At 68.7% G+C, this 13483-nt stretch carries 6 protein-coding genes; all 6 read right to left on the bottom strand.

What is annotated here, in order from left to right; all coding sequences use genetic code 11:
* Positions 1 to 5: 5 nt before the first annotated feature.
* Positions 6 to 1982 (bottom strand): site-2 protease family protein, encoded by a 1977-nt coding sequence (locus tag AC3ANX_RS03915; protein WP_488335727.1) that lies wholly within the window; start codon positions 1980 to 1982, stop codon positions 6 to 8.
* Entirely contained in the window at positions 1934 to 2656 is a 723-nt protein-coding gene (locus tag AC3ANX_RS03910; protein ID WP_488335726.1) for a DUF4347 domain-containing protein, read from the bottom strand. Before AC3ANX_RS03910 ends, AC3ANX_RS03915 begins: the two co-directional genes overlap by 49 nt.
* A 264-nt stretch (positions 2657 to 2920) precedes the next feature.
* On the bottom strand, positions 2921 to 4942 hold the full coding sequence (malQ, locus tag AC3ANX_RS03905; RefSeq protein WP_488335725.1) for a 4-alpha-glucanotransferase: 2022 nt from the start codon (positions 4940 to 4942) through the stop codon (positions 2921 to 2923).
* A complete protein-coding gene (glgB, locus tag AC3ANX_RS03900) occupies positions 4939 to 7116 on the bottom strand; it encodes a 1,4-alpha-glucan branching protein GlgB (RefSeq protein ID WP_488335724.1) in 2178 nt (725 codons plus the stop codon). The genes malQ and glgB overlap by 4 nt, the downstream gene beginning before the upstream one ends.
* Positions 7113 to 10322 (bottom strand): maltose alpha-D-glucosyltransferase, encoded by a 3210-nt coding sequence (gene treS / locus AC3ANX_RS03895; RefSeq protein WP_488335723.1) that lies wholly within the window; start codon positions 10320 to 10322, stop codon positions 7113 to 7115. The genes glgB and treS overlap by 4 nt, the downstream gene beginning before the upstream one ends.
* Positions 10319 to 13375 carry an alpha-1,4-glucan--maltose-1-phosphate maltosyltransferase gene (locus tag AC3ANX_RS03890; RefSeq protein ID WP_488335722.1) on the bottom strand — a complete coding sequence of 1019 codons (3057 nt, stop codon included), beginning with the start codon at positions 13373 to 13375 and terminating at the stop codon, positions 10319 to 10321. Before AC3ANX_RS03890 ends, treS begins: the two co-directional genes overlap by 4 nt.
* Positions 13376 to 13483 lie beyond the last annotated feature (108 nt).

Raw genomic sequence — 13483 nt, 5'->3', positions numbered from 1 at the left:
GCGCTTCACCCAAGCGAGGATTCGCGCACCAGCACCCGCGTCAACGCGCGCACCACGCGGGCGGCGACGCTTTCGCCGCGGGCCGGCAGGATGACGCTGCCCGCCACTGGCTGGGGCAGGCCCGCAGCGGCGCTCTGCTGCGCGATCAGGCGGAGCGCGACGGTCGCCTCGCTCGGTTGCAGGCCGTCCTTCGTGGCCGGGCGGGTCGCGATTGGGCCGCCGTTGACGGTGGCGAGCGCGGGCTGGTCGAGCGTGCGGATCGCGTTGCCGCCGATCTCGTCGAGCCGCACCGCCCATGTCCCCGTCGCCGCCTCGCCGGGCACGAAGCGCCCCTGTGTGCCGGGGGTCAGCCGCCAGCTTTCCGCCTCGGGGATATAGGCGTTCACCGCATAGCGGCCGGGGGTGACGACGCGCAGCAGCGGCATCTTGCCGTCGGTCCAGCTACCGGCCTCGAGATCGTCCGACAGGTCGACCACGCGCCCGGCCACCTCGGCGCGGATGGTCAGGGCGGCGCGCCGCTTCTCCAGCCCGGCGAGCAGGTCGCGCTGCGCGATCAGATCGCGGCCCAGCACGGTCGCATCGGCGAGATCCTCGCGGTCGGCGACGCCGCGCGCGATCTGGCTTTCGAGCTGCGCGATGCGCAACTGCGCCTGCGAGATGCCGAGCGCGATGTCGGGCGAGGACAGTTCGATCAGCGGCTGCCCTGCCCGCACGACCGCGCCGTCCTCGACCAGCACGCGCTCGACCCGTGCCGGATCGCCGGTGACGACCGGCTTGTCGGCGAGCGGGGTGAGCATCGCCGGCAGCGTCACCGAACGGTCGAGCGGCAGGAACGCCGCCACCGCCAGCGCGCCCGCGACGACGGCGAGCATGTGCGCGCGACGGCTGGCGCGGATCGCGGGCCAGCGCGCGCGCCACTCGCGCGCTTCCGAAAGGACGGGACGGGCGAGGAACACGGAAACCTCCACGGCGAAAAGGACAAGGCCGAGCGCCTTGAAGAAGCTGTGATAGACGAGCAGCGCGATGCCGACGTAGAGCGACGCGCGGTAGCAGAAGGTGATGCCGGCATAGACGATCATCGCCCGGCGGGTCCGCGCGGGCATCGCCTCGGGCGGCGCTTCCCCCAGCGCGAACAGCAGTTCGCGGGCGCGCCAGCGGGCGAGCGCGAAGGCGCGGGCAGCGAGATTGGGCACGCCGAGCAGGTCCGACAGGATGTAATAGCCGTCGAAGCGCATGAACGGGCTGGCGTTGACGAGGATCGAGGTGGCGAGGCTGGTGGTGGCCAGCACGAACGCGCCGGTCCGCACCGCCCCGTCGGGCAGGAACGACCACAACAGGATCGCCACCGCCGCCACGCTGAACTCCGCGCACAGTCCGGCCGCGTCGATCGTCATGCGTTGCGTACGCGAGCGCAGCCGCCACGCCGCGCTAGTATCGGTATAGAACACCGGCACCATCACGAGGAAGCTCACCCCCATCGCCGGCACGCGGCAGCCGAAGCGCGTCGCGGTATAAGCGTGGCCGAGTTCGTGGAACGCCTTCACCATCAGCAGCGCGCAGGCATAGGAGGCGAGCCCCTTGGCGCTCAGCAGCCCGGCGAAATTGGCGGTAAACGCATCCCATTGGCGGGTGACGAGGAACAGCCCGAGCAGCGCCATCGTCGCGAGCACCGCGATGCCGGTGTTCGACCAGATCGCGCGCGCATACGGCAAAGTGCGTTCGAGGAACGCCGCCGGGCGCACCAGCGGCACGCGGATGAACAGATAATGGTCGAGCAGCCAGCGCCACCAGTCGCGCCGGGCGGCGGCGTTGCGCCTGGCGAGCGTCTCGATCGCATTCCCGGGCGCCTCGCGCGTCAGGCTGTTGGCGAGCGCGAACTCGTGGAAGGCGACGATCGCGTCTTCGGCATCCTCGAGCTCTGCCCCTTCCGCGATCAATGCGGCGCGCACCGCCCCCGCCTCGCCCTTGCGCCAGTGCGCCACCACACGCTGTTCGAGCGCGCCGATCTGGAAGAACAGGTGCCTGAGCGGATCGAACAGGCAGCGACATCGGCATGCGTGACATCGGCAAAAGCGGCGAGCGCCTGCGCGCCATCGGCACCGGCGGGGAAGTCGCAGCCGTAGATCAGGATATCGCCGCCGGGCGCGAGCGACTGGCCGATCTGGCCGAGCGAGGCCGACAGCGAAGCCGTGATCGCTGCGGCATCGACCCGTGTGGTGCCGAGAAAGAACGCCCCCTCCTCACCGTGGCTGACGATGTGGATGGCGGCGATGCCGGTCTGGCCGGCGAGCGCTGCCTGCACCTGTGCGATGCCGTCCCTGGTGCCGTCGATCAGCACGATCTCGCCACGCCCGGCCCATGCGCTGGCGAGCTGGCGGTAATCATCGACCGATGTGTCGATGAAGATCACGTCGTGCGGCGAATCGGTCGACGTCATAGCGGGCGTGCCACCCTGCTCCGACAGGCGCTGCGCGTCCCGCGATGCGTTCTCGGCGGGATCGACCGCCACCGGCGTGGTGTGCGCGCCGGTGGTGTGCGCCGCACCGGTGGCCGCCGGATGATCGCCGCCATCGGCAAACGGGGTGGCGTGCGTCGCCGCATCCTGATCCGCTGCGGCATTCTGGAGCGTGACCGCAGCCGCCGCGTCGAACATCATGCGCGGCTCGAGCGCCAGCAGATGCGATTGGCGGCGGATCTTACGAGGGGCAAATCAGTCACGACATCATCCATGGATCCACTGCGGATCGGCCGCCGGACAATGCCGGCGCATGGTGAAAGCGCGCTTAAGTAAGCTCCGTATAAACCCGGAGCATCCGTGATCGCGCCGAATAGAATTCAACGAAAGCAAGAACTTGCTTCGGTCAATCGTATGCCCGTCGGCGCCACCGGGGTCTTCGCGTCCCGGTTCTGCGCTACTCCCTCAGCCGGCTGCGGCGCCGGGTCTCGCCGTTCGTAGGGTCGCAAGCCGCGCGGCGACCTCGCTGCGGTCGAGCAGCGTCGCGGTCGTCTCGGGCATGCGGCGGCGCCAGTTGGGATGCTCGTCGATCGTACCGGGCAGGTTGGGCTGCTCCACCGCGCCGATCACATCCTCCAGCGGGACGATCGCCAGTGCCGACGGCGTCCGCGCGACGAAGGCGAGCGCCGCATCGACGACGCCCGCGTCCTCATCCGCCGCCGGCTCGGGCCGATCCACCACGCCGGCTGCGACGAACGCCTCCCACAAGGTCGTGCGCTCCTTCGCGCGGGTCGCCTGATCCTCGGCTTCGTCGCGCGCGCGTGAGGTGCGGCCGAGTTGCCAGTTCCACGCGATGTCGCGGCCGCGCCACCAGCCTGCGACCGTGGCGAGATCGTGCGTGCCGGTCATCGCCGCCGCGTCGCAATCATAGTCTTCGGGCGGCAGGAAACCGCCGTCTTCGTTCCGCTCGAACCACAATACGCGCATGCCGAGCATCGCCTTGTCGTCCATCGCCGGGCGGAACCCCTTGGGCACGGTGCCGAGATCCTCGCCGATCACAACCGCGCGCGCGCGGTGCGATTCGATCGCGAGCACGCGGAACATATCGTCCATTGGCATCGTCAGATACGCGCCCTGCTTGGGCGAAGCGCCTTCGGGCACGACCCACAGCCGCCGCAGCCCCAACGCATGGTCGATGCGGATACCGCCGGCGTGATCGAGCGCGGCGCGCAATGTCGCGATGAACGGCGCGAACCCGGTGCGCTGCAAGGCATGCGGGGAGAAGCCGGTGATCCCCCAGCTCTGCCCGTCCGGCCCGAGCAGATCGGGCGGCGCGCCGATCGACAGGCCGCTGAGCAGATCGTCGGGCCGGCTCCACGCATGGCTGCCGCCCGGGTCCATGCCGACGGCGAGGTCGGCGATCAGCCCGAGCGCCATCCCCGCCCCGGTCGCCGCCTGTTGCGCGGCATCGAGACTGCGCTTGGCGAGCCATTGCAGGTATAGGTGGAACCCAACTTCCTCCGCATGCTCGGCCGCGAACTTCGCGACGTCAGGACCGGCCGGATCGTGGAACGCCTCCGGCCAATCCTGCCAGCCACGCGCGCCGTTCTGCGCGAAGAAATGCGCGTGCAACGCATCGAACCGCGCGTGCCGTTCGAGTTCGTCGTCGCCCTGCGCGGCATGATCGGCGATTGCCGCGCGCACTGCGTCGCTTCGCGCGTCATAGGCTTGGCGCAGGCTCCGCATCCGTTCGGGGATCGCCTCCCCCCAGTCGATCAGATCGCCGCCCGGCGCAACGGGCAGCGTCGCGCCGGCCAGCGCGGGATCGGCGTAGAGCACGTTGAGGAACAGTCGGCTCGACGGCGCATAGGGGCTGTAGCGGCTGCTGTCGGCAGGAAACAGCGCATGCACCGGGCTGATCGCCAGCGCGTCCGCACCTTGCGCGGCGAACGCGCGCGCGGCGGCGGCAAGGCTGCCGAAATCGCCGAACGGCTTGGGCGTATCGTCGCGCAGCGACGCGATCTGGACGGACGATCCCCAGATGCGCCGCCCCGCCGCGGCATCCGCAACCGAAAAGCAACGCGGCGGCGCGACCGCGAGCGTGATCTCCCGTCCACCGACGACCAGCCGGTGATAGCCGATCGTCGCGACCGGCGGGACGTGCAGCGCATCGCCATCAGCGGTGAGGGTGATCTCCCGGCGGGTGCCGTCCTCGAGGATCAACGCGGCCGCGCCGGCTGCGCCGCAGCGCGGCGGCAGCGCGATCGGCGTGTCGAGCGTGCCGGACACGAACGCGCAGTCGGTCGCACGGTCCTGCGCGATGCGGGCGGCGCTTTCAGCGATCGCGGCGTCGTCGTCGGCGGGAAAGCCGAGCGCGGCGAGGATCGCCACCAACGAGTCATCCGCCACGCGATGCGGCTCTCCGAGCGCATCTTCCCATGCGATCTGGAGACCCGCCGCCTCGGCGAGGTCGTGCAGCTTGCTCAAGCCTCGCTTCCTTCGAAGCGCAGCACCAGCCCGGCGAGCGGCGGCACGACGATATCGGCGCTCGCCGGCTGGCCGTGCGCGCCGCTGGCGACAGCGTGGACCGAGCCGCCGTTGCCGATATTGGCGCCGCCGTAGCTGCCGGCATCGCTGTTGAAGACCTCGCGCCACACGCCCGTGCGCGGCAGACCGGTCGTGTAGCCGTGATGCGGATTGGCGCTCATGTTGAGCACCACCACCACCGGCGCATCGCCCGCCGCACCGTAGCGCGCATAGACGAACACACTGGCCTGCGTATCGCCGCCGACGATCCACTGGAACCCCGCCGGATCGGCGTCGCGCGCGTGCAATGCGGGCTCGGCCGCATAGAGGTGGTTGAGATCGCGCACCAGCCGCTGCATCGCGGCATGCTCGGGCCGTTCGAGCAGTTCCCACGCCACCTGCGTATCGTGGTTCCACTCGCGTTCCTGCGCGATCTCGCACCCCATGAACAGCAGCTTCTTGCCGGGATGCGTCCACATCAGGCTGAAATAGGCGCGCAGATTGGCGAAGCGCCTCCACGGGTCGCCCGGCATCTTGCCGATCAGCGAACCCTTGCCGTGGACCACCTCGTCATGGCTGATCGGCAGCACGAAGCGCTCGGAAAAGGCATAGACCAGCCCGAACGTCACCTCATTATGGTGCCAGCCGCGATACAGCGGGTCACGCTCGACATAGCGGAGCGTGTCGTTCATCCACCCCATGTTCCACTTGTACGAAAAGCCGAGGCCACCCTGCGACACCGGCGCGGAGACGCCCGGCCACGCGGTCGATTCCTCGGCGATCGTCATCGCGCCGGGCACGCGTTCGGCGACGACCTCGTTCAGCCGCTTGAGGAACGCGACCGATTCCAAATTCTCGCGGCCCCCGTAGATGTTGGGCACCCACTCGCCCGCGTTGCGGCTGTAATCGCGGTACAGCATGGAAGCGACCGCATCGACGCGCAGGCCGTCGACATGGAACGTCTCCAGCCACCAGAACGCCGAGGCGAGCAGAAAGCCCGACACCTCGCGCCGCCCGAGATTGTAGATCAAGGTGTTCCAGTCCTGATGGAACCCCTCGCGCGGATCGGCATGTTCGTAGAGCGGCGTGCCGTCGAAATGCGCAAGGCCGTGCGCGTCGGTCGGGAAATGCGCGGGCACCCAGTCGAGGATCACGCCGATGCCGTAGCGATGGCAGGCATCGACGAACGCGGCGAACTGGTCCGGTCGGCCGAAGCGCGCGGAAGGCGCGAACTGCGACAGCGGCTGATAGCCCCATGATCCGCCGAACGGATGCTCCATGATCGGCATCAGCTCGACATGGGTGAAGCCCATGTCGGCGACATAGGGGATCAGCCGATCGGTCAGCCCCTGCCAGTCGAGCGTGCCGTCGGCATCGTCATCGGGCCGCAACCACGATCCGGCGTGGATCTCGTAGATCGACAGCGGCGCATCGGGCGCGTGGCGCGCCGCACGTTCGGCCAGCCAGTCTCCGTCGGACCAGGAGAAATCAGGCGCAGGTGCGACGATCGAACCGGTTTTCGGCGGCAACTCGGTCTGTCGGGCAAGGGGATCGGCCTTTTGCGCGACGCTGCCGTCCGCCCCGGCAATCTCGAACTTGTAATGTTCGCCAGCCCCGATGCGCGGCACGAACAGCTCCCAAACGCCCGCGCCCTGCCGCAAGCGCATCGGGTGACGGCGACCGTCCCAGCCGTTGAAATCGCCGACCACCGACACGCGCCGCGCGTTGGGCGCCCAGACGGAGAAAGCGACGCCCTCCACTCCGTCCATCGTGCGAGGCTGCGCGCCCATCGCGCGCGCGAGTTCCCAGTGCCGCCCTTCGTTGAACAGGTACAGGTCGAGATCGCTCAGCACGAGGCCGAAGCTGTAGGCGTCTTCCGTCTCCTGCACCGCGCCGTCCGGCCACTCGATCCGCAAGGCGTAAGGTACCGCCTCGGCCATCGCGCCGACGAACAGGCCGGGTGCCTGCTCCGCCAGCGTGCCGAGCGCGCGGCCGTCACCCCGGGCGACCAGCGCCACCGATCGCGCGCCGGGTTGGAAGGTGCGCACCTCGCCGTCATGCGCGCCCAGCACCGCGAACGGATCGCTCAGCCGTGCTTCGAGGATCGCCGCGGCGATGTCGCTATAGGCGCTCACGCCGCATTCTCCTGCAACAGCCGTTCGGCAGCACGGGCGAGCCCCGCGATCGGCACCCCGATCCAGTCGGGCCGGTTGGCCGCTTCATAGGCGATCTCGTACGCCGCCTTTTCCAGCACGAACAGGTCGAGCAGCGGTTCGTGCATCGCCGCAACCTCGCGGTAGCCGGCGAGGAACGCCGCGACCGCGCTCTGGCGGAAATCCTCGTAACGCGCGTCGGTGCGCGCCTCCTCCGCATCGGCCATTGCCGGGCGGGCGCGTTCGGCGACTGCGGCGGCATAGTCGAACGAGCGCAGCATCCCCGCCGCGTCGCGTTCGGGCAGATCCTTGGCGCGGCGTTCGTCGAGCGATTTCACCGGCTCGCCCTCGAAGTCGATCAGCATCACGTCGCTGCCCGTCACCAGCATCTGCCCAAGGTGGAGATCGCCGTGGATGCGCGTACGCGTGCGCCCTTCCGCCTCGCGTGCGACGCTCTTGATGCGCGCCATCAGATCGGCGCGGTGATCGCGCAGATAGGCGGCCGCCGCCGCATCGGCCTCGCCCAGCGTCGCACCGCTCAGGATGCCGAGCGCCTTGTCGACCTGCCCCTCGATCCGCCCGGACAGGCGATCGGCATCGGCAAGCGTCAGCGCTTCGGGCGCGAACGCGGCGTCGTCGCTCGGGCGCGCCAGAACGCCGTGCATCTCCGCCAGCCGCCGACCGAGGTTCTGCGCGAAGTTCTCGTAGTTGGACGAGTTCCAGTCGGCATCGGTGGCGAGCCGTTCGAGCAGGCCCAAAGTCCACGCCCAGCCGTCGCCCTGATTGTAGACGAAGCGCTGCACCAGCATGACGAGGCTCGATGCCTCGCCTTCGTCCAGCCACACCTCGCCGAGGATCGCGGGGACGTTCTCGAACCCGCCCGCGACGAGATAGCGCACCATCTCGGCATCGGGGTGGATACCCGGCTGCACCTTGCGCAGCAGCTTCAACACCGCGCGTTCGCCGAGGATCATCGTGCTGTTCGACTGTTCCGCGCCGATCCATTCGGGGGCGGCATCGGTGCCGATGTCGAGCGCGTCGGTGCCGACGAAGCGCAGTTCGCCGCCGTCGACCGGAACCGTATCGCCGCGCCCGATCGCGCCGATCACCGCCGCCGCGAAGCTGGAGACGGTGAAGCCGTCGGTCAGCAACCCGACGCGACGCTCGCGCCGCACCCGGCCGATCGCGAGGTTGGATGCGAACGGCCCCTGCAACTCGCCTTCCCAGCCGATGCCGAGCGGCAGCGTGTAGGTCTGCGTGCCCGCGTCGGTCGTCACCTCGATCAAGGTCAGCACGAGATCCTCGACTTCCGGCAAGGCGACCGTGCGCGCCACGCGGACATTGCGGATCGTCTCGTCCTTCTCGCCGAACCAGCGGCGCTGCGCCACGTACGATGGCAAAATCTCGCTTTCGAGCACCTGCGCGTTGCGTCCCCGCGTAACGCCCGCGAGATCGGGGCGCAGCACGAAGGTGTAGCGCTCGACATCGCCGCCCGGCGCCGCGCTCGACCATTCGGGCGCGCCAACGCTGCTCGACAGGCAGAACCACAGGAAGCCATAGGGCGGCAGCGTCAGCAGATAGGGAAGCTGGCCGACCGCCGGGAACGCCGCGCCGCCCGACAGTTCGACCGGCGTGCTACCTGCATAGTCATGCAGGTCGAGCTCCACCGCCTGCGCGGTGCGGCTGAGGTTGGCGACGCACAGCACCGCATTGCCCTCATGCTCGCGCAGATAGGCGAGAATTTTGCGGTTGGCCGGCCGCAGGAAACGCTGCGTGCCACGGCCGAACGCGCGGTGTTCGCGCCGCACCGCCAGCATGCGCTTGACCCAGTTGAGCAGCGAATGCTGGTCGCGTTCCTGCGCCTCGACGTTGATCGCCTGGAAACCGTAAAGCGGGTCCATGATCGGCGGCAGCGTCAGGCTGGCCGGGTCGGCGCGGCTGAAGCCGCCGTTGCGATCCGACGACCATTGCATCGGCGTGCGCACGCCGTCGCGGTCGCCGAGATAGACGTTGTCGCCCATGCCGATCTCGTCGCCGTAATAGAGCACGGGCGTGCCCGGCATGGTCAGCAGCAGCGCGTTCATCAGTTCGATACGCCGGCGGTCGCGCTCCATCAGCGGAGCGAGGCGGCGGCGGATGCCGAGGTTGATGCGCGCGCGCTTGTCGGCGGCGTAGGTGTTCCACAGATAATCGCGCTCTGCGTCGGTCACCATTTCGAGCGTCAGCTCGTCATGGTTGCGCAGGAAGATCGCCCATTGGCAGTTGACCGGGATTTCCGGGGTCTGGCGCATGATGTCGGTGATCGGAAAGCGATCCTCCTGTGCGACCGCCATGTACATGCGCGGCATCAGCGGGAAGTGGAACGACATGTGGCATTCGTCGCCCCAGCCGTTCTCGTCGACCTCGCCGAAATATTGCTGGGTGTCTTCCGGCCACATATTCGCCTCGGCGAGCAACATCCGGTCGGGGTAATGCGCGTCGAGATCGGCGCGGATCTTCTTCAGCACCGCATGCGTCTCGGGCAGGTTCTCGTTCGAGGTGCCGTCGCGCTCGACCAGATAGGGAATCGCGTCGAGCCGCAGCCCGTCGACACCCGCGTCCAGCCAGAAGTGCATCACCGACAGCACCTCCTCCAGCACCTTCGGATTGTCGAAGTTGAGGTCGGGCTGGTGCGAATAGAAGCGGTGCCAGAAATAGGCCTGCGCCTCCTCGTCCCACGTCCAGTTCGACTTTTCGGTATCGCAGAAGATGATGCGCGTGCCCGAATAGAGCTTGTCGGTGTCCGACCAGACGTAGAAGTCGCGCTCGGGGCTGCCGGCGGGCGCCTTGCGCGCCGCCTGGAACCACGGATGCTGATCCGATGTGTGGTTGATGACCAGTTCGGTAATGACACGCATGCCGCGTTCGTGCGCCGCCGCCACGAAGGCGCGCGCATCGTCCATCGTGCCGTAATCGGGGCTGACGTCGCGATATTCGCCGATGTCATAGCCGTCGTCGCGGCGCGGGCTGGGGTAGAAGGGCAGCAGCCAGATCGCGGTGACGCCGAGTTCGGCGATGTAATCGAGCTTCGCCATCAGTCCGGCGAAGTCGCCGATGCCGTCGTTGTTCGAATCGTAAAACGATTTGACGTGCACCTGATAGATGACGGCATCCTTGTACCAGAGCGGATCCTGGTCGATCGCGGTCATGCTGTCTCTCCCGGGGCGATGCGCCAGATGCGATAGGGGTGTTCCGGATCGAGCCGGATATGCTGCGTCTTGCCGTGCCAGTCGAACCGGTAGCCCTCGGCAAGATCCTCGACCGCGATGCTGGCGGTATCGGACAGGCCGAACTCCCACAGCGGCACCTCGAAATCGGCCTCCTGCGGATTGTGCGGGTCGAGGCTGACCATCACGAGGATCATGTCCGCGCCATCGGCGGCGGGCTTGGCGTAGTAAAGGATATTGTCGTTGTAGGCGGCGTGGAAGCGCGTGTTGAGATGCGTCTGCAACGCCGGATGCGCGCGGCGCAGGCGGTTGAGCAGCGCGATATCGGCGATGATGTTGCCCGGTGCCGCCCAGTCGCGCGGGCGCAGCTCGAACTTCTCCGAGTCGAGATATTCCTCCTTGCCGGGCAGCGGCGCCGCCTCGCACAGTTCGAACCCCGAATAGACGCCGAACAACCCCGACAGCGTCGCCGCCAGCACCGCGCGGATGCGGAAGCCCGGGCGGCCGGAGGTTTGCAGGAAGATCGGGTTGATGTCGGGCGTGTTGACGAAGAAGTGCGGGCGGTAGAATTCTTTCGGCGCGGTGGTGGTGAGTTCGGTGATATACTCGGTCAGTTCCGCCTTGCGGTCGCGCCAGGTGAAATAGGTATAGCTCTGCGAGAAGCCGATCTTGGCGAGCCGGTACATCATCGCCGGTTTGGTGAAGGCTTCGGCGAGGAAGATCACCTCCGGATGCGCCGCGCGCACCTCGCCGATCATCCATTCCCAGAACGGCAGCGGCTTGGTGTGCGGATTGTCGACGCGGAACGTCTTTACGCCGCGCTTCACCCACAGCAGCACGATATCGCGCAGCGCGACCCACAATCCGGGCACCGCGTCCGGCCCGTAGAAATCGACGTTGACGATATCCTGATACTTCTTGGGCGGGTTCTCGGCATATTTCATCGAGCCGTCCGGCCGCCACGCGAACCAGCCGGGATGCTCCTTGAGCCACGGATGATCGGGCGAACACTGGATCGCGAAGTCGAGCGCGATCTCCAGCCCATGCTCGCGCGCCGCGTCGACCAGCGCGAGAAACTGGTCGAGCCCGCCCAGTTCGGGATGGATCGCCTCATGCCCGCCATCGGCGGTGCCGATCGCATAGGGGCTGCCGGGATCGCCGGGCTCGGGCGTCAGCGTGTTGTTCGGCCCCTTGCGGTTGGTGGTGCCGATCGGGTGGATCGGGGGGAAATAGAGTGTGTCGAACCCCATGTCGCGGATCGCCGGCAACCGCTCGATCACATCGGCGAAGGTGCCGTGGCGGCCGACCGCCTGCGAGCGCGGAAACAGTTCGTACCAGCTCGAATAGCGCGCGGCCAACCGCTCCGCATCCAGCGGCTGGACGGCGGAGCGCAACCGGTGCGGGCGATCGTCAGCCTGCGCCATCGCCGCCGCCAGCGCCTCCGACAGCAGCAGATCGGCATCGGCATCGCCTGCCAGTGCGTCGGTGAACCGCTTCAGCTCCGCCTGCAACGCGCCCGAGGTGCGGTCGCGCGCCTGCTCGACCAGCAGCCGCCCCTCCGCATGATCGACCGGCTGCGCCACGCCCGCGTCGAGCTTCTTGCGGAAATCGCGCGTGAAGCCGCCGAACCGGTCGAGCCAGGCTTCGATCACGAACTCGTGCCGCCCGAGCCGGGTCGGCGCGAACTGCGCATGCCAGCGATAGTTGGGCCGCTCCTCGAGCGGAACCACCGTCCATTCGGCGCTGTCAGCGGTGCGCCACAGCAGCTCGGCGGCAAGCTGCTCATGGCCGTCGGCGAAGATCGTCGCCGCGACCGGCACCGTCTCGCCCGTCACCCGCTTGACCGGCAAGCCGCCATCGACATTGGGCACGACATCCTCGATGACGAGGCGTGGCGACCCCGCCGCCGTCGCGATGCCATCGCCCGCGACCGCAGGCGTGATCGCGGTCGCGCGCCGCGCCGTCACCATCCGGACCTCTCCTGCGTGCAGCGGGGCGAAGGCGTCGTCACCGAACGAGTCGAACGCCGCACCCGCAGCCGACAGCACGATGCCCCGGTCCGGTGCGGGCTGATCGGCCTGCGTCGTGTTGATGAACACCAGCAGCGCCGCCTGCGCAGCGCGGACATCGCCGGCGTCGGCGCGCAGCAGCGCCGTCACCGCGCCGGCCGAGCCGCTCAGGCGACGCATCTCGCCGGTGAAGCTCGCCGTCTGCCGCACCGCAGCCACCGCCTGTGCGACCGCCGCGGCATCACGCGCGACGATCTCCAGCGGCGCGATCAGTCCTTCGGCGCTTGCCGCCGCCGCCAGCAGCGTGCGGGCGGCGTCCTGCTCCAGTTGCGCCGGGCCGGGCTCGGCGATCAGCGGCGCGACCGTGTGCAGATCCTGCCGCTCCTCGATCAGCCATGCGGCGCGCATGTCCCACCATCCGAACGACGAGGTCAGCCCGTCGAGCCCGACCCCGCGCAACGCACGCGCGGCCTCCCGCGTCAGCCCCGGTCCGGCGATCGCGACCACATCGCCGCGGTGGTCGCGCAGACGTGCGATCAGCGCCTTCAGGAACTCCGGCGCGATCCGCTCGGCCTGCAAGAAGCGGAAACCTTGCGCGCCGGCGTCGACCAACGCGACCAGCCCGTTCGCGATCGGCCCGAGCAACACGCGCGCGGCATCGTCCACGCGCAGCCGCGCCACCGCCGTGCCCGATGGCTGCGGCGGCACGCGCGGATCCACGACGGCACCGCCGACCGGCTCCCGCCGCAGCGCGAACAGCGCCGGGTTTGCAGCCACCAGCGGATCGGCAACTGCGAACGCGGTGACGTCGATATCGAGCAGAAGCGCGAGCCCGGCGTCGGCGCAAAGGCGGCCGAGGCCGTGGGGAAGCGTGGCGGCAGCGTCACCGCCCTCCTCCGCCACACGCCACAACACCGCCTCGAAACCGGCCTGCGCCGCCGTCGAAAGCGCGCGCTCGTCCGTGTGCGGATCGCCTGCGCCCCGATCGGGGCCGGCGGAAAGGATGCAGCGATATGATAGAGGCAAACGGCATCTCCGGTCGGCTTGGCGCAGCCACAACCGACAGCCGCTCGAACACGTTCCCGCCTTCCCGGCGAAGTTATCGTGATTCAGGTTAAACCGCGCCACCGGCGC

The sequence above is a fragment of the Sphingomonas sp. BRN-1R genome (assembly GCF_057748035.1).
Note: the sequence above shows the minus strand (reverse complement) of the source record. Positions and strands in the feature narration are given on the sequence as shown.

Bases quoted from the DNA above. Each gene is read 5' to 3' on its own strand.
- AC3ANX_RS03910 (WP_488335726.1), bottom strand. From the start codon at position 2,656: ATGATGTTCGACGCGGCGGCTGCGGTCACGCTCCAGAATGCCGCAGCG.
- treS (WP_488335723.1), bottom strand. From the start codon at position 10,322: ATGACCGCGATCGACCAGGATCCGCTCTGGTACAAGGATGCCGTCATC.